The organism is Marivirga arenosa (assembly GCF_030503895.2).
GTDB lineage: Bacteria > Bacteroidota > Bacteroidia > Cytophagales > Cyclobacteriaceae > Marivirga > Marivirga arenosa.
In genome coordinates this window covers 3,295,589-3,317,458 of record NZ_CP129970.2, presented here as the reverse complement: position 1 = coordinate 3,317,458, position 21,870 = coordinate 3,295,589, and the positions used below count along the sequence as shown (strand labels likewise).

General features: G+C 33.5%; 18 protein-coding genes and 1 tRNA gene. 10 read left to right on the top strand and 9 right to left on the bottom strand.

Going from position 1 to position 21,870, the window contains the following annotated elements:
• Positions 1-64 precede the first annotated feature (64 nt).
• The 7 genes from purL (at position 65) to pth (ending at position 7,650) form a co-directional block, all read left to right on the top strand.
• On the top strand, positions 65-3,763 hold the full coding sequence (gene purL, locus QYS48_RS14420; protein ID WP_308356534.1) for a phosphoribosylformylglycinamidine synthase: 3,699 nt from the start codon (positions 65-67) through the stop codon (positions 3,761-3,763).
• Positions 3,764-3,823: 60 nt separating this feature from the next.
• The gene (locus tag QYS48_RS14415) at positions 3,824-4,378 is read left to right on the top strand and encodes a DUF4136 domain-containing protein (protein WP_308356533.1); all 555 of its coding nucleotides are present in this window, start codon (positions 3,824-3,826) and stop codon (positions 4,376-4,378) included.
• Between the two features lie 76 nt (positions 4,379-4,454).
• Positions 4,455-4,527, top strand: a tRNA-Gln gene (locus tag QYS48_RS14410).
• Positions 4,528-4,589: 62 nt separating this feature from the next.
• The gene (locus QYS48_RS14405) at positions 4,590-5,516 is read left to right on the top strand and encodes a ribose-phosphate pyrophosphokinase (RefSeq protein ID WP_308356532.1); all 927 of its coding nucleotides are present in this window, start codon (positions 4,590-4,592) and stop codon (positions 5,514-5,516) included.
• 33 nt (positions 5,517-5,549) lie between these two features.
• Entirely contained in the window at positions 5,550-6,173 is a 624-nt protein-coding gene (locus QYS48_RS14400) for a 50S ribosomal protein L25/general stress protein Ctc (RefSeq protein ID WP_308356531.1), read from the top strand.
• A 136-nt stretch (positions 6,174-6,309) separates the two neighbouring features.
• Complete coding sequence (rluF, locus tag QYS48_RS14395; protein WP_302100972.1) at positions 6,310-7,053, top strand: 23S rRNA pseudouridine(2604) synthase RluF; 744 nt, start codon at positions 6,310-6,312, stop codon at positions 7,051-7,053.
• A 36-nt stretch (positions 7,054-7,089) separates the two neighbouring features.
• A complete protein-coding gene (pth, locus tag QYS48_RS14390; RefSeq protein WP_302124723.1) occupies positions 7,090-7,650 on the top strand; it encodes an aminoacyl-tRNA hydrolase in 561 nt (186 codons plus the stop codon).
• 80 nt (positions 7,651-7,730) lie between these two features.
• Here pth and QYS48_RS14385 read toward each other — a convergent pair whose 3' ends face one another.
• Entirely contained in the window at positions 7,731-10,562 is a 2,832-nt protein-coding gene (locus QYS48_RS14385) for an insulinase family protein (RefSeq protein ID WP_308356530.1), read from the bottom strand.
• Between the two features lie 119 nt (positions 10,563-10,681).
• On the opposite strand from QYS48_RS14385, the gene QYS48_RS14380 reads away from it, so the two are divergent.
• Positions 10,682-11,248: a hypothetical protein gene (locus QYS48_RS14380; RefSeq protein ID WP_308356529.1), complete on the top strand. Its 567-nt coding sequence runs from the start codon at positions 10,682-10,684 to the stop codon at positions 11,246-11,248.
• Positions 11,249-11,285: 37 nt separating this feature from the next.
• On the opposite strand, the gene QYS48_RS14375 is transcribed toward QYS48_RS14380, so the two are convergent.
• Positions 11,286-13,232 (bottom strand): M1 family metallopeptidase, encoded by a 1,947-nt coding sequence (locus QYS48_RS14375; protein ID WP_308356528.1) that lies wholly within the window; start codon positions 13,230-13,232, stop codon positions 11,286-11,288.
• Between the two features lie 199 nt (positions 13,233-13,431).
• Between QYS48_RS14375 and QYS48_RS14370 the strand changes: the two genes are divergently transcribed.
• The gene (locus tag QYS48_RS14370; RefSeq protein WP_308356526.1) at positions 13,432-14,322 is read left to right on the top strand and encodes a 3-hydroxybutyryl-CoA dehydrogenase; all 891 of its coding nucleotides are present in this window, start codon (positions 13,432-13,434) and stop codon (positions 14,320-14,322) included.
• On the top strand, positions 14,322-14,540 hold the full coding sequence (locus tag QYS48_RS14365) for a DUF3820 family protein (RefSeq protein WP_302124715.1): 219 nt from the start codon (positions 14,322-14,324) through the stop codon (positions 14,538-14,540). Before QYS48_RS14370 ends, QYS48_RS14365 begins: the two co-directional genes overlap by 1 nt.
• A gap of 2 nt (positions 14,541-14,542) precedes the next feature.
• Here QYS48_RS14365 and QYS48_RS14360 read toward each other — a convergent pair whose 3' ends face one another.
• Genes QYS48_RS14360 through QYS48_RS14335 form a run of 7 tightly spaced genes read right to left on the bottom strand, consistent with a single transcriptional unit; the run spans position 14,543 to position 21,804 of the window.
• Entirely contained in the window at positions 14,543-15,559 is a 1,017-nt protein-coding gene (locus tag QYS48_RS14360) for an LLM class flavin-dependent oxidoreductase (RefSeq protein WP_308356525.1), read from the bottom strand.
• A gap of 58 nt (positions 15,560-15,617) precedes the next feature.
• Positions 15,618-15,974, bottom strand: a complete 357-nt coding sequence (locus QYS48_RS17105) for an exosortase F system-associated protein (RefSeq protein WP_369592741.1) — start codon at positions 15,972-15,974, stop codon at positions 15,618-15,620.
• 55 nt (positions 15,975-16,029) lie between these two features.
• Positions 16,030-16,554 carry an exosortase family protein XrtF gene (gene xrtF, locus QYS48_RS14355; RefSeq protein ID WP_308356524.1) on the bottom strand — a complete coding sequence of 175 codons (525 nt, stop codon included), beginning with the start codon at positions 16,552-16,554 and terminating at the stop codon, positions 16,030-16,032.
• The gene (locus QYS48_RS14350; protein ID WP_308356522.1) at positions 16,551-17,180 is read right to left on the bottom strand and encodes a NeuD/PglB/VioB family sugar acetyltransferase; all 630 of its coding nucleotides are present in this window, start codon (positions 17,178-17,180) and stop codon (positions 16,551-16,553) included. The genes xrtF and QYS48_RS14350 overlap by 4 nt, the downstream gene beginning before the upstream one ends.
• Position 17,181: 1 nt before the next feature.
• The gene (locus QYS48_RS14345) at positions 17,182-17,781 is read right to left on the bottom strand and encodes an acetyltransferase (protein WP_308356521.1); all 600 of its coding nucleotides are present in this window, start codon (positions 17,779-17,781) and stop codon (positions 17,182-17,184) included.
• A 58-nt stretch (positions 17,782-17,839) separates the two neighbouring features.
• The gene (locus QYS48_RS14340) at positions 17,840-18,889 is read right to left on the bottom strand and encodes a mechanosensitive ion channel family protein (protein WP_308356520.1); all 1,050 of its coding nucleotides are present in this window, start codon (positions 18,887-18,889) and stop codon (positions 17,840-17,842) included.
• A complete protein-coding gene (locus QYS48_RS14335; RefSeq protein ID WP_308356519.1) occupies positions 18,886-21,804 on the bottom strand; it encodes a hypothetical protein in 2,919 nt (972 codons plus the stop codon). Before QYS48_RS14335 ends, QYS48_RS14340 begins: the two co-directional genes overlap by 4 nt.
• Positions 21,805-21,870 lie beyond the last annotated feature (66 nt).

Genomic DNA, 21,870 nt, shown 5'->3' with positions numbered 1-21,870 from the left:
ATCCTAAATATTGGATAATTTCTAACTTTGCCACTTTAAAATTTCCATCTTCATAAAATTAATTATGCTAAGCTTTTTTCAAGGTAAAAACCACCTCATTTACGCATTAGGTCATCAAGAATTCTTCACTGAAACTGAAATTGAAAAACTCCTTTGGTTATTAGATGCAGAAAAAATTATTTCTGCTTCCGAATTAGACGATGTTTATGTTGGTCCAAGAAAGGAAATGGTAAGCCCATGGAGTACTAATGCTGTTGAAATTACTCAAACCATGGGGATTAAAGGCATTTTCCGAATGGAAGTTTTTGAAGCTATAAGTGAGCTTAATGAAAAAATTGACCCCATGCTTCAAGCAAAATATAAGGGCTTAAATGAAGATATTTTTATAATTAACAAGCAACCAGACCCTATTGATTATATAGAAGATATTGCTGCATACAATGAGAAAGAAGGTTTAGCATTAAGTGAAGAGGAAATTAAATACTTAGAGAAGGTTAGTAAAGACCTTGGTCGAAAATTAACTGACAGTGAAGTATTTGGGTTTTCACAGGTGAATTCAGAGCACTGTAGACATAAAATATTCAATGGAACTTTTGTGATTGATGGAAAAGAAATGCCATCTACCCTATTTCAATTGATTAAAAGAACCTCTAAAGAAAATCCTAATAGAATTGTTTCCGCCTATAAAGATAATGTAGCCTATATAGAAGGGCCAGAAGTAGAACAATTTGCGACATCAAATCCTGAGAAAGCTGATTATTTCAAAAAGAAAAAATTTAACTCAGTTATTTCATTAAAAGCTGAAACGCACAACTTCCCTACTACAGTGGAGCCGTTTTATGGTGCTGCAACAGGTTCGGGTGGTGAAATTAGAGATAGAATGGCTGGCGGAAAAGCAGGGATACCATTAGCTGGTACAGCTGTTTACATGACTTCTTATTCTCGCTTGAAAGATAACAGGCCATGGGAAAATCAAATGGAAGAAAGACCATGGTTATACCAAAGTCCAGTTGATATTTTAATAAAAGCATCAAATGGAGCTTCAGATTTTGGAAATAAATTTGGACAACCACTCATCTCAGGATCGGTTTTAACATTTGAACATGAGCATGCAGGTAAAAAGTATGGTTATGATAAAGTTATTATGCAAGCGGGTGGTATTGGTTATGGTGTAAAAGAGCAAAGCAAAAAAGACACTCCTAAAAAAGGTGATAAGATTGTAGTGATGGGTGGTGACAATTACCGTATCGGAATGGGCGGAAGCGCAGTCTCTTCTGTTGATACTGGTTCATTTGACAACCAAATAGAGCTGAATGCAGTACAGCGTGCCAATCCTGAAATGCAAAAAAGAGTAGCTAATGCTATTCGAGCTATGGCTGAGTCATCAGAAAACCCTATCATTTCAATACATGACCATGGGGCTGGTGGGCATTTAAATTGTTTATCCGAATTAGTAGAAGAAACAGGTGGTGAAATCGATCTTAAAAAACTTCCAGTTGGTGACAGCACCTTATCCGCTAAAGAATTAATTGGAAATGAGTCTCAAGAGAGAATGGGACTTGTTATCAAAGAAGAGGATATCGCTAAATTACAGAAAGTATCTGAGCGTGAAAGAGCTCCTTTTTATATAGTAGGAGAAATTACTGGCGATCATCACTTTAGTTTTGTAGATAAAGAAACCGGTAAAAATCCTGTAGATTGGCCATTAGCCTCTATGTTTGGCAGTGCTCCTAAAACAGTTTTAGCGGATGAAAAACATCAAACTCATTTCACTTCTCTTCAGTATGATTCAAAAGATATTGAGAGGTACATTAAGGAGGTATTAAAATTAGAATCCGTTGCTTGTAAAGATTGGTTAACGAACAAAGTAGATAGATGTGTAACGGGAAAAGTAGCCAAACAACAAACAACAGGACCTATCCAATTACCGCTTAATAATGTGGCCGTTATGGCTTTAGATTATAATGGTAAAAAGGGAATTGCTACCTCTATTGGACATGCGCCTGTAAGTGCATTAATTGATCCAAAAGCAGGTTCTGAATTAGCAATCGCTGAGTCCTTAACGAATATCATCTTTGCCCCTATTCAGGATGGCTTAAAAGGAATTTCGCTAAGTGCAAACTGGATGTGGCCTGCAAAAAATGAAGGTGAAAATGCACGACTGTACGAAGCAGTTGAAGCTATTAGCGATTTTGCTATTCAATTAGGCATCAATATCCCTACAGGAAAGGATTCATTATCAATGGTGCAAAAATATCCTTCTGGAGAAAAAGTATATGCACCAGGAACTGTAATTATATCTGCAGCAGGAGAAGTTTCTGACATTCGTAAAACAGTTGAAACAGCCTTAGTACCTGATGAAGATACTTATCTTGCTTACATCAATATGGGTAAAGGCGATTTCGAAATTGGTGGGTCAGCTTTTTCTCAAACTAGAACTTCATTAGGCGAAAAAACAGTAAATATTAAGTCTGTTGATCACTTTAAAAATGCCTTTGAAAAAGTTCAAGAATTAATTCTTGATGATAAGGTATTGGCTGGTCATGACGTTGGATCTGGTGGATTAATCACTTCCTTATTAGAAACATTATTCCCTCATAATAATCTTGGAGCTTCAATAAATTTAAAAGACTTTTCAGAAAAAGACATTACAAAAATACTCTTCAGTGAACAAGCAGGTGTCATTTTACAATTAAAAGATGTTAACCTTATTGAAGAACTTAAATCTGCTGGAATTGATATTGTAAATTTAGGAAGTGTTAACAATTCCGGTAAACTTAAAATAACACATGATTCAGGTGAACTGAATTTAGGTGTTTATGATCTTAGAGATGAATGGTATGAAACTTCTTTCCTATTAGAAGAAAAACAAACTCCAAAGGATTTAGCAAAAGCTAGATTTGATAATTATAAAAACCAGGCTTTAAAATTCGAATTCCCACCACATTTTAAAGGCACTTTTGAATCTTTAGGACTAGATCCTAACAGAAATTCAGAAAGTGGAATTAAAGCAGCAATCATCCGAGAAAAAGGTGTGAATAGTGAGCGTGAGATGGCTTACATGATGTATATGGCTGGTTTTGATGTGAAAGACATTCATATGACTGATCTTATGAGTGGAGAAGAAGATCTTTCAGATGTTAACTTCATAGTATTCACTGGTGGCTTCTCCAATTCAGATGTTTTAGGTTCAGCCAAGGGATGGGCTGGCGCTTTTAAATACAATGAAAATGCTCAGAAGGCCCTTAAAAACTTCTATGAAAGAGAGGATACCTTAAGCATGGGAGTATGCAACGGTTGTCAGCTTATGGTGGCATTAGATTTGATTTACCCTGAGCATGAGCAAAAAATTAAAATGGGGCATAACGACTCTCATAAATTTGAATGCGGATTTGTTAATGTAGATGTTCCAGAAAATAATTCTGTAATGCTGAAAAGCCTTGAAAATAGCAAATTAGGTATCTGGATAGCGCATGGTGAAGGAAAGTTTGAAATGCCGTTGGAAGAAAAGGAATACAATATTGCTGCAAAATATAGCTATAAGCAATATCCAGCTAATCCAAACGGATCAGACTATAATACTGCAGCAATCTGTTCTAAAGATGGAAGACATTTGGCTATTATGCCTCATCTAGAGAGAAGTATCTTCCCTTGGAACTGGGCTAATTATCCAAATGAAAGGAAAGCTGACGAAATCTCTCCTTGGGTAGAAGCTTTGGTAAATGCTAGAAAATGGGTTGAAAAAGTGTCGCAAAAACGATAATTCCCAAAATCTTCTAAAGATTAAAAACAGAATAGAAATATTATTGTTAAATTAGACATTATGGAAAAAGTCTATATACCGCTGCTATTTTTATTCCTATTTATCAGTGGATGTTTTGTATCAAAAGAATATCCTGTTGAGTATGATTATAATTTTCTGGGAGATTTTGATGATTATAAATCATTTGATTTTTTCATGTTTGAAACATACTTGCCCGAGGCACCTAAAAAATTGGTTAAATCAACCATAAAGAGTCATTTGGAACTTTTGGGTTATAAGTATGATCCGGAAAACCCTAGCTTTTATGTAAGCTATTTCTACATTAATGATTCATTAAAATATAAAGGGTATGATCAGCCTCGAATGGAAAGCTTTGTAAAGTATAGAAGCGATACACAAAAAGAGAAAGAAAAATATTTAGAAAAAAAATTAAATATTGACAAAGGGACTTTGGTAATAAATTTTACTGAAACTGATGACTATTCAATGATATGGCAGGGATATACAACTGACTTATACTCAGAGAATATATTTGACGATCCACGTAAGATTAGAGTAGCTGTATTGAGTATATTGAATAATTATTCATATGTTCCACAACGAAAAAATAATTAATTTTTTTCACCTCTTTATTTGCAAATAAAAAATCCATTTTTACCTTTGTACTCCCTTTGCAAGAGGGATAAAAAATTGCCCGATGGTGTAACTGGCAACACGTTTGGTTTTGGTCCAAAAGAGTCTAGGTTCGAGCCCTAGTCGGGCAACAAAATCCCGTCCATAACTGATTAGGACGGGATATTTTATTTTAAGCGCAAAAAATAAAAAGATGTCCTCTGTAAAACTTTTCTCCGGTTCAGCCACAAAATACTTATCCGAAAGAATAGCAGCTAGCTATGGAAAACCTTTAGGAGATGTTGAACTTCAAAAATTTAGTGATGGTGAACTTTCACCTTATTTCACTGAGTCGATCAGAGGCCACCATGTATTTCTAATTCAATCTACCTTCCCTCCTGCTGACAACATCATGGAATTACTGTTAATGATTGATGCAGCAAAAAGAGCAAGTGCTTACAAAGTGAATTTAGTTGTTCCATATTTTGGCTATGCTCGTCAGGACAGAAAGGATAAACCAAGAGTAGCAATTGGAGCAAAAATGCTAGCTAACATTTTTGAGGCAGCAGGTGCTGATAGAATTTTAACTTGCGATTTACATGCTGGACAAATACAGGGGTTCTTTAACATACCTGTAGATCACATGGATGCTTCAGCTATATTTGTTCCTTATCTTCAAGAAAGTATTACACCTGATACTATTTTCGCTTCACCAGATGTTGGAGGATCAGCAAGAGCTAGAAGATATGCTAAGCATTTCCAACTTGACATGGTAATATGTGATAAGCAAAGAAAGAAAGCTAATGAGGTTCATGCTATGCAGGTTATTGGAGATGTTCAGGACAAAGACGTTATCATTTTTGATGATTTAGTAGATACCGCAGGAACTCTATGCAAAGCTGCAGATATGTTAAAAGATAAAGGAGCTAAATCAGTAAGAGCAATCATTACTCATCCTGTTTTATCTGGTAATGCATATGAAAATATTGCCAATTCAACTTTAGATGAATTAATAACTACCGACACACTTCCATTAAAACAGAAGTCAGATAAGATTAAAGTACTTTCGGTGGCAGATATGTTTGCCAAAGCAATAAGAAAAATTCACGATAATGAATCTATAAGTTCATTATTCATTTAATACGTAAATATTCACTTTTAACAAATAATAATTATGAAAACTGTTGAGATTATAGGGTATAAAAGAGCAAATCTTGGCAAAAAAGAGGCGAAAAAATTAAGAGCAGAAGCTATGGTTCCTGCCGTATTATACGGTGGTGACGAGCAGATTCACTTTTATGCGCCAATGATTCTTTTTCGCCCATTAGTATTCACTGCTGAAGCACATTTCGTTAACTTAAACATAGAAGGCGAAGAGTACCAAGCAATATTACAAGATGTTACTTTCCACCCAGTAAGTGAAATCATCATGCATGCTGATTTCTTGCAATTACATAAAGGAAAGACTATCAAAATGAATATCCCTGTTCACTTAGAAGGTACTGCACCTGGTGTGACTAAAGGGGGTACTTTAATTCACAAAAGAAGAAATCTTTTAGTGAAAGCTTTACCGAAAGATATGCCTGAGCACATCAACTTAGATATTAGCGCATTAGATTTCGGTAAATCAATCAAGGTTGAATCCGTATCTGTTGAGAATTGTGAAATCTTAGATACACCTCAAGCATCTATCGCAGTAGTTGAAATTCCAAGAGCACTTAGAGGTAAAGCTACAGAAGATGCAGAAGGAGAAGAGGAAGAAGGAGAAGAAGCAGCAGCAGAAGGATCAGAAAATTAATTCATTCGAATTATCAAAATATTTAAATCCTGTTCATTTTTATGGACAGGATTTTTTGTTTTAATATAACAGCTTATCCTCTCCTATTTTGATAACTTTGTGTAATACATGTCATCAATTCCAAAACGTTTAAACTTTGGATAATAAAGAAGTAAGAATAAATAAATTTTTAAGTGAAGCTGGCTTTTGTTCAAGAAGAGAAGCTGATAAACTTCTTGAAGAGGGTGTGATTACCATAAATGGTAAACAGCCTGAAATGGGAACTAAAGTAAAACCTACTGATGAGGTGAGGGTAAAAGGCGAACTTATAAAAAATTCAAATAATAATTTAGTTTATTTAGCCTTTAATAAACCAAGAGGTATAGTATGTACTACGGATACCAGACGAGAAAAAGATAATATCATTGACTTTATCAATTATCCAGAACGCATATTTCCAATTGGCAGGCTAGATAAATACAGTGAGGGTTTGATATTATTAACCAATGATGGGGATATCGTAAATAAGATTCTACGAGCTAGAAACAATCATGAAAAGGAATATATTGTTAGGCTTAACAAACCAATTAAAGGCAATTTTATTAAAGAAATGGGAAGCGGAGTTCCGATTTTGGGTACGATTACAAAGGAATGTTATCTTGAACAATTAGGAACTCATAGTTTCAAAATTATACTTACTCAAGGCTTAAATCGACAGATTAGAAGAATGTGTGAACACTTTGGATATAAAGTTGCAAGTTTGAAAAGGGTGAGAATAATGAATGTTAAATTAGATTTACCAATAGGAAAATGGAGATATTTAACCACTGATGAACTAAAAAACATTAATGAATTGGTGAAAACTTCACACAAAACTTTTGATAGCAATTCAAAAGGCTAAAACATAAATAATTAATAGAATATAAGATATACCAGTATGAAATACCTAATTATTGGTTTAGGAAATATAGGAGCAGAATATGAGTTAACTCGCCATAATATTGGCTTTTTAACTCTAGATAGATTAGCAGATAAACATGACGCTAAATTTGAGACACTCAAATTGGCTATGAAATCTGAAATAAAATATAAAGGCAGACAAATCCATCTCATTAAGCCAACTACCTATATGAATTTATCAGGTAAAGCGGTTAATTACTGGATGCAAGAATTAAAAATCCCTAAGGAAAATATTTTGGTGATCACTGATGACATTGCCTTGCCATTTGGAAAACTAAGACTAAGAGCTAAAGGATCTTCAGCTGGGCATAATGGATTAAAAAATATTGAGCAGTTAACAGGTGGTCAAAATTATGCGCGACTAAAATTCGGGGTGGGTGATAACTTTCACAAAGGACAACAAGTTGACTACGTATTGAGTCCTTTTACTCAACAGGAATTTGATGAACTACCATTTATAATGGATAAAGCTTGTGATATGGTTTATGGTTTTTCCACTATAGGTATCAACAGGACCATGAGTGAATATAACGATTAAACTATATTCTTTATTCAAAATAAAAAAGGCTGTTTCAATTGATTTGAAACAGCCTTATACATTTAATTCTATTCTTACAATTATTCAGCAGAACTCGCTTGAGCTTCTGGTAATAGAATTGCTTCTACAAATTGATCTTCATTCAAATACTCATTAGCAGCCTTTTTAAGATCTTCAGCACTTAAACTATTGATCTTATCTTCAGATACTATAAAGTTATTCAAATCATCACCGTAGTAGTAGAAATCAAATAATCGATTTAACCAATAATCATTCTTCTTCAGGTTCTCTTTTAATCCTTTTAATTGAGCCTCTTTAACTTTGGCTAAATCTTCCTCTTCTACCCCATTGGCTTTAATATCTTTCAATATTTCATGGGTATTACTTACCAAGTCATCAACATTTTCAGGTCCACAAGGGAATGCTATTCTAAATGAATAACGATTTTCTGGAAGCCTTTGCATATTGGCTGAGGCTCCTACTCCATATACACCACTCTTCTCTTCTCTTAATATATCAATCAATTCATTTGTAACTAACTCACCTAATGAATTTAAATAATATGCCTGCTGCTTATTATATTCGGTTTCACCATGATAGTAAATAGTAGCAAAACTTTTTTGATCTGTACCTTTTACGATCTCCTCTTTAACAATACCTTTTGGAGGTCTTATTCCTAAATCAACCCAATCATCTTTTCTTTCTAAAGTTGGTAAACTTCCTAAATAGGTTTCTAATAAAGGCGTGATTTTATCAACTTTAAAATTACCTACCACTACAAAAGTAAAATCACTGGCATCTGCAAAACGCTCTTTGTAAATTTCAAATGCTCTTTTAAAATCAATTTTAGCTAAATCTTCAGCAGTAGGAAAACCACCACCTCTTGGATCATCCTGTGCAAGTATCTTACTTACTTTATCGCTATAATAAAATTGAGGGTTAGACATTAAATTGCCCAATAACATTTTATTTTTACTCACATAAGAGCCAAAAGCGGCTTCATCCATACGAGGAGCTGTGAAGTATAAATGTGTTAGTTGGAACATTTCATTTAAATCCTTTGGACTAGCCTCAGCTCTAATCCCTTCTGATAATGAAGAAATGTAAGGACTTACTCTTACTGTTTTTCCAGAAAGCATTTTCTGAATATCAGTTTTGGTAAAATCAGCTACCCCAGCTTCAGAAATTAAGGAAGAAGCATTTGAAGCAGAGTAGTAATCTTCCATATTATACTGACTATGACCACCAAAACTATAGGCTCTCATTTTAACCTCATCATTTTTAAAATCAGTTGGTTTTAATACCACTTTAACACCATTGCTCAATTGTAATTCAGTTACTCCAAGTTCATCAAATGTTTTAGTGCTTTCTACCTTTCCTGCTTTAGGCTTAGCAGTCATAAAGCTTTCTGATACTTCAGAATCTTGGTAAGCTTCAATATCAGAATTTTCAACTTCACTTAGGATATTTAATACATCTTCTTCACTAGGCATTTCAACACCTTCCTTTTCTGCACCTGTTAATACTACAACAAGATTATCATCTGTTACCCACTCGTCAGCTAACTTATTTAATTCTTCTAAACTGACTGTATTAATTAATTTCTGATAGAAGTCGTATTCATATTCTGCTCCTGGAATAGGAGTATTATTTAAGAAATGTTGAATATAAGTACTAGCAAATCTACTAGATTCTGTTTTATCAATTTCGGCTACTTTTTTCTCAGCTCTGTTTAAAAATGTCTTTTTAAAACGCTCTAATTCAGATGCTGTAAAACCGTGTTCCTTAATTCTTTTGTTTTCTTCAGCAAGCACCTTAATACCTCTCTCAAAACCACCTTCACCTACTATAGCAAAAGATGAATACGCATTCTTATTTCTTACCATTCCAGAATAACTAGTATTTGCAAAAAGGAAAGGAGGATTTGAAGATTGCCTTAACTCATCAAGTCTTTGACCTAACATTCCATTGTAAAGGTCATAAACTAATTCTCTTCTTAAATCTAATAAAGATTTTGTCTCTTCTTTATCGTGCTTATAATATAATTGAATTTGGTTAAAATTCGCTTCTTTATCTGTAACTATGCTCACATAGGTGTCTTCATGAGACGGAACATCATATAACTTTTTCTCTTTAGGCTTTTTAGGATTTTTTAAATCGCTGAATCTGGCTTTAATTTCTTGTTCCATTTCAGCAGGATCAATATCCCCTACTGCTATCACTGCCATTAAGTTTGGTCTGTACCATTCTTCATAAAAAGATCTTAAAGTCTCATATTTAAAATTCTCTAAGATTTCCTTTTTACCAATTGGTAATCTTTCAGCATATCGAGAATCTTTGAATAAGATCGGAAAATATTCATCACGCATTCTTTGGCTTGCACCTTGTCCTAATCTCCATTCTTCAAGAACAACACCTCTTTCTTTGTCTATTTCTTCTTCAGTAAATAATAAACCACCTGCCCAATCTGCGAGTACAGTCAAGCCTTTATCCAATACTTCAGGATCATCTGTTGGAATTGGAAGAATGTAAACGGTTTCATCAAAACTAGTATATGCATTTAAGTCAGCACCAAATTTAACCCCGGCTGATTGTAGATAATCTACTAACTCATTCTTTTTAAAGTTTTCTGTACCATTAAAAGCCATGTGCTCTGTAAAATGGGCCAAACCTAGTTGTTTGTCATTTTCCTGCATTGAACCTGCATTAATTACAAGTCTAAACTCTACTTTATCTTCAGGCTTGCTATTTTGACGAATATAATAAGTCAGGCCATTTTCTAACTGACCTATTTTCACCTTGGAATCTAAGGGAATGTCTTGGCTAAGGGCTTCCTTCGCATTTTGAGCAAAAGATGCACTATAAATAAACATAGATAGCAATACAATTGCTATAGTCTTTAATTTGAGCATAATATTAAGTTTAAATAGTTTATAGGTTCCAAATTATTACAATTTCTTAAACTGACCAACTACTAGGTTAGTTATTTTATTGTGTGGGAACAATGAATAATTTAAAGCGTTCTTAATATATGATTATAAATTTTAGAAATGTTGCTTCAGAAAAAGTACAAGATTGTTTCAAAAGTGCACTTTCAGCTTATCACGAATTGCATGATTATTCTATTACACTAAATCAGAAAAGAATTAAAAGTTCAACCATGCAGGCCCAGCCTGTAATTAATCTGAAAAACATCTTAACTGGTATAAAAAAGTATCAGATTAAATTGGCAGTATTTGTAAGTAGCAGTTCAGAACTTAAAGTGCGGGACATACCAGATAAAGTTTTAGTAGGTTGGTTTGCTCATGAACTAGGACACATTAAAGATTATGTTTCGTATTCAAACATAGGAATGATAAATTATGGACTTAAATATATAGTATCAGATTCATTCAAAATGAAAACTGAACATGAGGCTGATTATAATGCCATTAAAAAAGGATTTAAAAGTGAAATTTTAGCGACTAAAGAATGGGTTTTAAATCATGACTTAGTGGGTCAGGATTATAAAGATAAGCTTAATAAATACTACCTTTCTAGAGAAGAAGTAGAATTATGTAATTTAAATGACTTACCATTCAAACCCATTGTAGAATAAAAAAGCCCTCAGTAGAGGGCTTTTTAAAATTATTAAATTAATCTTTGTAATATGTGCTTGGCCACACATCATTTGATCCATTAATATCTGGCGTAATTTTACTTGGATCAATTTCAATTTTTTCTACTTCTTTACCAGTACTTAAAAGATGATTCCATGAATCTCCTCTTTGCCAAATTTCAACCGGTAGTTCCACCATTTCATCAGTTCCATCAGCATAGGTCACTTTTATTTTAACTGGCATAGGAACCTCTCCTTTATTTGACAACACTAATAGATAGCTACCCTGATACGGATAAACACCATCTAAAGCAATATCTATATTACCATTTCCATAGAACCATGTTCTCCAGAACCATGAAAGGCTTTCGCCTGCCACATTTTCTATTGTATTAAAGAAGTCACCTGGCGTTGGATGCTTGTATGCCCATCTTTCGATGTAAGCTTTAAATGCATTATCGAATCTCTCATGACCTAAAATATATTCTCTAAGCATTAATAACCCCATTGCAGGTTTCATATAAGCTACCATTCCCAAATTTCTAGTATTTGCTACATCTGGGTAAGTAGCAATCTTTTCTCTGGTTTCGCTAGTAAGCCAGCTAACATAAGCACGAGTCTCGTCTAAATCATCGGCAAATTCACCACCATTAAATTCCTCAGAAGAATAAAAATTAATGAATGTATTAAAGCCTTCATCCATCCAGGCATAAAGTCTTTCGTTACTTCCTACAATCATTGGAAACCAGTTATGACCAAATTCGTGATCGGTCACTCCCCATAATGATTTATTTTTCGATTGATACCCGCAGAAGTTTAATCCTGGATATTCCATTCCTCCTATATCCGCAGCAACATTAACTGCATTTGGATATGGGTATTCATACCACATATTTGAATAATGCTCTATAGAAGCTTTTGAATATTCTGTAGATCTACCATATCCGTCTTCACCATCACTTTCTTTAGGATAGGCTGATTGTGCCATAGCCTTCCTTCCACTTGGTAGATCAATTTTAGCAGCATCCCAAATGAATGCAGGAGATGAACCCCATGCTACATCACGAGCATTTTCGATTTTGAATTTCCAAGTTAAGTTTCCTGACTGTTTTGGTCTTGTTTTAGAAGGATCTCCAACTTCATCAGGCGTAATGATGTAAACTCTTTCATCACTTTTCGAAGCCTTATCCATTCTACTTTGCTGCTCAGATGTCAGTACATCTCCGGGATTCAATAACTCACCAGAACCAACTACTATATGATTGTAAGGTACAGTGACATTATACTCAAAGTCACCATATTCTAAATAAAACTCACCAGCACTTAAATATGGTTCAATATTCCAACCTCTGATATCATCAAAAACCACCATTCTAGGATACCATTGAGCCATGGCAAATATAGTTCCATCATCCACTTTTAATTGACCCATTCTATCCATTCCCTTTACTGGAATTTGATATTTGAAATTCATGCTGATTGTAGCAGTACCACCATTAGCTTCAATTGGTTCATTGAAGAAAACCTGCATTCTGGTATCATTTATAATATGTTTTGAAGATGGAGTTCCTCTCCTACCGCTTACAGCTTTCACATTGGAAATATCATAACCGCCATCCATGTCTCCAGTATATCTGTTGCCTTGAATTGGAGTAGTTAATGTACCTCTAGAAGTTTCTGTAAAACGATTCTGTTCTAAATGAAGCCATACAAACTCTAAATCTTCAGGACTATTGTTAGTATAGTCAATAGTGATTTTACCAGAGATCATCTCATTCTCTTCATCTAAGGTTACATCAATTTTATAATCTGCACTATTTTGCCAGTAATTATGTCCAGGTTTTCCAGAAGCAGATCTAAATTCATTCCCTTCTCTATCCCCAAAGAATTTAAATAATTCTTGGTTTGTTTCTTGTGCTTCTTGCGCATACAAAACTGTTGATATGGCAAAAAACAATAAAACCGAAATTTTAATTATTTTCATAAATCTTGTTTAGAGTTTTGATTTTAAAGAACACGAAATTAATAATATTTTATTGTGATGCCAGAATTGAATAATAATTACAACCTACAATTTCAAGAATAATTATGATGAAACTATTAACATCTTTTATGATTGCTGGTTATGGGTAATAAGTAGTTTTTATATCTTTGCCACAGCTAAAAAATTAATCGAAAATATTATGGAAAACATAGCAGTAATTGGATCAGGAACAATGGGAAATGGTATTGCCCATGTTTTCGCTCAAAATGGATTTAAAGTTTCACTAATTGATATAAGCGAAGCAGCTTTAGAAAAAGGACTTGCTACTATCGGTAAAAACCTTGATAGACAAGTGAAAAAGGAAATCATTGATGAGGCTAAAAAAGCTGAAACCTTAAATAACATCACAACTTTCACTTCAGTAGCAGAGGGGGCTAAAGGTGTTGAATTAGTAGTTGAGGCAGCAACAGAAAATACTGATCTTAAACTAAAAATATTTAAAGAATTAGATGAGGTTTGCGATGACAAAACCATATTAGCCTCAAACACTAGTTCTATTTCCATTACCAAAATCGCATCCGTTACTAAAAGACCAGAAAAAGTAATAGGTATGCATTTTATGAACCCTGTTCCCGTAATGAAATTAGTTGAAATCATTAGAGGATATTCAACTTCTGATGAAGTGACTAATCAGATTATGGAAATGTCTAAGAAATTAGGCAAAATTCCTGAAGAGGTAAATGATTACCCTGGTTTCATTGCCAATAGAATTCTTATGCCTATGATTAATGAGGCAATCTTCAGCTTATTTGAAGGGGTTGCAGGAGTAAAAGAAATTGATTCTGTTATGAAGTTAGGAATGGCTCATCCTATGGGGCCATTACAATTAGCTGATTTTATTGGTTTAGATGTATGCTTAAGCATATTAAATGTATTACATGATGGATTAGGCGATCCTAAATACAGACCATGCCCATTGTTAATCAATATGGTTCAGGCTGGCAAATTAGGAGCAAAATCTGGCGAAGGTTTTTATAACTATAGCCATGGCACCAAAGATTTAGTAGTTGCTGATACCTTTAAAAAATAATGGAAGGATTTAATCCTGAGATTTTAAAAGATTTAGTGAGAGTTAAAATGCCCTTTGGAAAATATAAGGGCATTTTACTTTGTAACTTACCTGTCTCCTATCTTGAATGGTTTAAAAGAAAAGACGGGTTCCCATCTGGTAAGTTAGGTATGCAGATGGAAACACTTTGGGTAATAAAAACCAATGGATTAGAAGATCTACTCAAACCTCTAAAATAAAATTAAGCGATTACTCTATTTAGCTCTTTCATCACTTCAGCTAATATTTTATATGACTTTAGGCGATCTTCATGATCATAAATATGTGAGGCTACAATAACTTCATTCACACCTGTTTCATCTAAAAAGTCACTCACCTGACTTGCTATTGTTTCTTTATCGCCAGTAAATGCATAAGTCATCATTTTGGCAAAGGCAGGATGTTGCTTAATCTCTAATAATTCTGAATTCATTTCAGTTGGTGGCTGCATATAATCAATATTGTTAGTCATCACACCAAGCATCATTCTAATTAAAGAAGTAGATAATTTCTCTGCTTGCTCGTTAGTATCCGCTGCAATAACATTTATACCTGCAATGGTATAAGGTTCAGATAAATATTCAGAGGGCTGAAAATTATTATAATAAATACTTAATGCATCATGTAATTGTGTGGGGGCAAAATGGCTTGCAAAAACATAAGGCAGACCTTTTTTAGCTGCAACATGAGCACTATCAGTACTAGAGCCTAAAATATACAGTGGCACTTCGACACCTTCAGCAACTGTAGCTCTTACAGAGGATTTGGCATTATCAATTTTAAAATAACTCTGAATTTCGCTTATTTCCTCTGGAAATCTGAAAACAGATGCATTCCTATCTGATCTTATGGCGTGAGCAGTAGTTTGATCTGTACCTGGCGCCCTTCCCAAACCTAAATCAATTCTATTTGGATAAAGCTGCCCTAAAGTACCAAAATTTTCAGCTACAATAAGTGGAGAATGATTAGGCAACATGATTCCACCAGAACCAACCCTAATTTTTTCAGTAGCTCCTGCTACATTACCTATCAATACCGAAGTTGCAGAACTAGCAATACTTACCATATTATGATGTTCTGCTAACCAAAACCTATTATATCCCCAATCCTCAGCCTTTTGCGCCAAATCCACACTATTCTTAAATGTATCTTGAATGGAAATACCTTGACCTACAGTTGCTAATTCTAATATTGAATATTTATAACTTTTATCACTCATTATTCCTTGTTTGATTCTTAAGTACGCTTATGGTAAGCTAGTGTTTTATAAAAAAAACTTAATTCTCCTTTTTAAATTTTTGCAGATAAATGGCTGGAATAATCAATAGCATTAAAGTAGGGTTAATAATTAAGCGGTGAAGAAAGCTAATGATCATATGGTCGAGATCAGTATAGAAGCGTAAAAGAAAATATGGAATTAGTAAAAAGAAAAAGCCAAACCCTTCTACCAGTAGTCCGAATTTCACATATTTCCTTTCATAAAACAAAGCATAAATTATTAGCAGGACTAAATTATCATTTATCAAAAACCGAAGACTTCGATTGAAAATAAACTCATTTTGATGTGATAATGAAAAACCAAAAAATGAACTATAATTGAATCGCTGGCCAAGAAAGACTATACCTAAGAACATTACGCTTATGATAATTAGCGTAATTCTAAGACGACTATTAGGTTCTAAAATTCCTTTATTTATCATTTATTTTCAAAATCCATAATGCCCACATTCCAAAAACTGCTATATAGATAAATGCAGTAAATAAGTATTTATGACTAAAGTATAAAAAGTCAGGCATTGAAATGGTGACATGAAACAACAGAAGAATTCGAAGTAGATTAAAAAGATGAATTACTATAATTCCAGTCGGAATAAACCATAGCATTTTCTTGCCAATAGTACCAAAAGCAATCAGAAAGGATAAAAATATAATCATTACATTTAACCCATTACAGCCTTCATATACTGACAGAATAGGGTTTTCACCTTGGTAAATAAAAATGCTTTTTAAATCTTCCGTTGGCCCTGTGCTAATTTGATCTTCATATAAATCAATAATCCATGCAGTCTGTTCTGTCACTATTTTGGTTACTACATCGGCATCTCCTTTTGAAGCATCCAAATAAAATCCATAGGCAATATTAAGGATAATGTAAAGCCCAATGAATTTGGCTAAAAAAAGTATGGATGGTTTAAAATCTTGATATAAACTCACTTTCTAATAGTTTTTGCTGGTACTCCCACAGCTTTCTCATTGGCTGCTAAATCATTTATTAGTACTGCCCCTGATCCTAGCACACTATTTTCTTTCATACGAACTCCGTTCAAAATATTTGCACCGCTTCCTACAAAAACACCTTTCTCCAATTCAACATTACCTGCCAAATTTACCCCTGGCATAATTGAACAAAAATCACTTAAGATACAATCATGACCAATTGTAGCATTCAAATTAATTACTGTAAAATTACCAATTGAAATGTTAGTAGTTAAATTCGCTCCAGCGCATACAATACTCCCTTTTCCTACTTCAATGATGTCATTAAAAATAGCATAGGGTGAAATCAAACGAGCATAATCTACTTTTGGGTTGGTAATTTTATTTACTATCTCTTTTCTCACCAAACCGTTCCCCACTGCAACTGCTATTGAAATAGGTTTATTCCAATTATTAAGATCCTCCAAATTACCTAAATATGATTGCCCTAATTCAGCAGATTTATCTTCATCATCGAAATAACCTAAAAAATGAAGGGGATGTCCCTTTTTGATTAACTGTTGAATGATCAGATTAACTTCTCTTCCGAAACCTCCTGCTCCAAATATTGCAATTTCTGTCATCTTAATTTTGCTTTATTATTTTGCCAGGATTACCTACCACTACTGAATGATCTGGAACATCTTCCACTATTACAGCACCTGCACCAATTGTACACCACTTCCCTATTTTCACTAAGGGTATAACAGTTGCTCCTGCTCCAATTAAAGTCCCTTCACCTATATGAACACCCCCACATAAACTTGAATTAGGTGCGATATGGGCATAATCATCCACGATACAGTCATGATCTACACTAGCCGAAGTATTGATGATGACATGTTTTCCTATTTTGGTATCTGCATTAATAACAGTACCTGCCATAACCACTGTACCTTTCTCAATTTTAACATTAGATCCCAGTATAGAAGTTTTATTTATTGCAGTTCCAAAAGGAGCCTCTTTCAATTGCTGCACGACCTTCTTCCGAGTACTATTTTTACCGATTGATACTAGGCACTCTTCAGTTGATTTTTTGTAATCCTTTGTTTTACCAATTACTGGGATTCCCCATAATTCCTTTTTTGATTCATCTTCATCATAAAAGCCATTCACTTTTATACCTTGAGACGATAGATTGTCAACAATTACTTTAGCATGTCCACTTGCTCCAAATAATAACATACTCTTGATTCGAGATTTTAATTGATAATTGTAAAACTAAATAATAATCCTGAAAGGATTACAAATGACCCGTTAATACTCCCTCTTTCACCAATTCAGAAACTATCAGTTCAGTCATATCACTTTTAAAACGAAACTCATCCCGAATATCCATTACATAGGCTTTAACCCTCATTTTATAATAAGAATTCGTATTATTTATCTCATTAAAGAATAATATAGTTATGGGTTTATCTAGATAAATATACTTTGACACAGTAGCTGCTTGCGTAGCTATTTCTCTCGTTCTAATTGTATCAATAGTAAGAGGCAAATAAATCTCCGCAACTACCTGACAATTAGCTTCTCCTGAATTAGCATTTGATAATGAACTGTTCATCATCACCGCATTTGGAACAGAAACCAATGAATCATCTGGGGTAACTATACGTGTTGATCTTAGTCCTATTTCTACAACTTCTCCATAAAACTTATCAATTTCAATTTTATCGCCTGATACAAAAGGTCTGTCTAACAGAATAACAATACCCGCAAAAATATTCTTTAGAATATCTTGTGATGCAAAACCTACTGCCACACCAATGGAAGCTGAAAATGCCAACATAGTGGCCATTGAGGGTTTGAATATTACAACTATAATTAAGGTAACTACTAATATCCATCCTAAAATCTTAACAATTGGGATAAGGCCTTTAAAGGTGATTCTATATTTCGTACTGCGTTCTGCTAAAGCATTTAAAACAAAAGTTATGGCTCTTATAATTAGAAAACCTACCAATAGAAAAATTATAGAATAGAAGATATTATCCCCAGAAAAAAACTTCGATATATCCTCTATTTTATTGTCTTCTTTCTTTGGCTCAGTAGCATTTGCTGTCTGAACAAAAACTGTATCAGTTTCTGATTTTGACTCTGAAACATCCGAATTGGCTGACTGAGCTGCTGAATCCCTTCTTATGGAGTCCTTGACCACATCAACAATAGAATCAATTGTTATTAAGCTACTATCTATTATAGAAGGCTCTAGAGGTTCCTGTGCGTAACTCTCAAAAGATACGGCTAAGACTAATAAAACCGATAATAAACTATTTATAATAACATTTCTCATAGTAAATTTCTAGACTTTAATAGTTGAACCGTATTTCTGTAAATAATTGGATTAACAAAGAATTGGCCTTCCTTCTCTTGTAAAACGCCATCTTCTAAAAGCTCTATTAATAGAAATTTAGTTTTAGTGATATCATATGAAAGCACTTTTGCTAACTGCCCCTGAAATAAGCCATCATGCATGATTAAGGCCTGTAATACAAAAACTCTATCCATCTTTATTGAGGATAAGAAGCTGAAGTCAGGCTTTTTGAAATTTTTAATTATAATGTTTTGATCATCTACTTTTTTGGTAGATAACAACCAAAACATCAAGGCCATACTAATATTGCTTTTCGCGAAGTTATTAAGGTCTTTAAAGAACCTTTCCTTTAAATGATCTTGCTTCTCCTTTTCGTCAAGTTTATTATATTTTTTGTCATTTATATCTTTTTCAGATTTTTCAAATTGAATTTTAAAACCACTTATTCTATTCCTTTTGATAATTAATTTACTGATTTCATCATCACTTAATGGTTCTAGCGGAATATGATAACTAAAGAAAGCACTCATTTTTAAAGACTTCTCTAAATAATTAAATGTATAAATAGAAATGGAACCGATCCAGAATACATTCTTTTGTGTAGCGGTCATAATATCTATAAAATCAATAAGTGACTTCTGTCCGTGCATTTCTCTAAGAAAAAGCTTTTGAAGGTTCTCAATGATTATGATTCTCTTTTTACCTGTATTCAAAAACTCAATTATTGACTCTTTATCTGTTAAATTTTCCTCTAATTTTTCAGCTAATATTTTAAAAAGTGTCTGGGGTTCCGGATCATTGATTTTCAATTCAATCCGTAGAGGAATAATATTGAACTTGATATTTTTAACTGAATAATTAATTAAAGAAGTCATACCACTCCACTTCTCAGCAGTAAGCAAAACAGCTGCAAACTTCCCTTCCTGCCAGGCAGCATATGCAGATGAGATTCTTTTTATTTCTTTTTCTCGCCCCTCAAATAAAACCATATCAGTTAAGGGTTCTATTGCATAAAGTTTCCTGTAAATGAGGGGTAATCCGTTGATTATCTGATTCGATTCATTTAAGAAATCTGACACCGCTCTATTCGGCTCATTTACGATGGTAGCTGATAAAAAGCGTTTAGATAATTCTGTTTTAAGCTCTAAAGCCTTATCGTAGTATTTAAGAAAAAATGATTTTGCTATTGAAAAGTAATTCTTGATGTAATCGAATACTTTCTGAGTTAAAGCTTCAGATTTGTGCAAAGCTTTTGCCTTACTAATCCGAATTCTTAAAGCCGAAACTTTATCATTTTGCTTAAGTTTTTGTAATTCTTCTATTAACTCATCACTCATTTCTCTGAGCTGTTCTCCAGATTTCTCAACTATCTCATTAATCTGGCTTTCTACTTCATTTGTAGTATTTTCAGCTCTTTCAAATCCATCAACTATGATACTTTTTGCTTGCTGTTCATCTTCATCTTGGTCCAGTGAATTTGATGCTGCACTTAATACATAGTCCACTATCTCATCAATATCGCCTACCTTAATCAAGAGTTCATCCATTACCGTGAACACCTCACTTTTCAACTCTTCAAGCTTTGCATTTAAATCTGGAATTAGTTCAAAGGACAATAACTCATAATTTGAAATAGTGGAAAGCTCATTATCTTCCAGTGGAACGTCAAATTGATTTGATTTCGTTACTACATAAGCGGTTGCTAGCTTTTCAACTCTCTCACTCACCATATGCTCAAGTCTATCCATCTGATTCAAAATAGAATTCTTAGATAAGTTTTCTTGCATATTTTGAATCAAACTTTGCCCTAGCTTCTTATTAGTAATATACTTTACCTGAGTAATCTTTTTTGTAATTCCTTCAAGCTCCATTACTTCCTGATCAAACATAGCTTGTGCCTCGGCTAGATAGGATTTTATATCATTTAAAAAATGCTCATAAATTTTCGCCTTCCAAGATTGAATATTCTCATCAAGATCATGAATATTATTAGCGATATAAGCTTGTAATGCAGATAATTCTAATTCTGACCTCCAATCTTCAAATAGAGCATGGATTGTATTCTGCCAATTATGATGATGCTTTGAATAATGCTTTTTTAATTGACGGTAATCTCTTTCTAGCCTCCTTTCAGAGATCAGTTTTTTGTTATATTCTATTGTGCCAACTAATTCAAACTCCTTTTCATACTGCTCACAATTCTTTAGGTAGGCTTCGTTTATCTTAAGCTTAATTGACTTTTTAAAATCTTCATTGAAATAACTAGTTGGATCATTATCGATTTGATCTGGATTTGATTCAAATGATTTTACCTCTAAAAGTGCATCCGAAAATTCCTTTAGAATATCCTGATTAACTTCATCTAAAGTGGAATACATTTTATTGAAAAACCATCTTTCAAATAATGCTTGAGTTTTAACTTCATGCTTCCAGTAATGCAGCTTTTTCTTTTCCTTCCTAAAAAGATTAGCAATATGAAATGGAATTTTTGAAAACTTAAAAGCAAATATTTTATAAGGCTTAAGTAATTTGAGTCTGAAAGCATCTTCCTTTAAAATTTTAAAGCGAGCTTCCCTTTGTTCAATATTGATTTTCTCAGGTATAGAAGAAAGATAATTATGAAACTCAGTGGATAGTGTCTGATGGACGTTAATCTCATCTTCTGCCTCTAAGTTAGGCTTAACATTGTAGGTGTTTTTAATAAACTCAAAAACAGATTGCTTATAATCATCTTCAATTTTAGCATCACTAATTTTTGAATCGGAAGGTTTTTGCTCCTTTATGAATTCAAAATGCTTAAGAATAAATTCCTGCTTTTGTTGAATGCGCTTCTGGAAATATTCTTGTAAAAAAGCATGCCATTGCTGGGCAATCTGTTCTTGGTTCTCTTCCATAAATTACTTTTGAAGGAATTACAAATTTGATACTTTTTAGGGAATAAAAAAGTCTGCCCAAGGTAA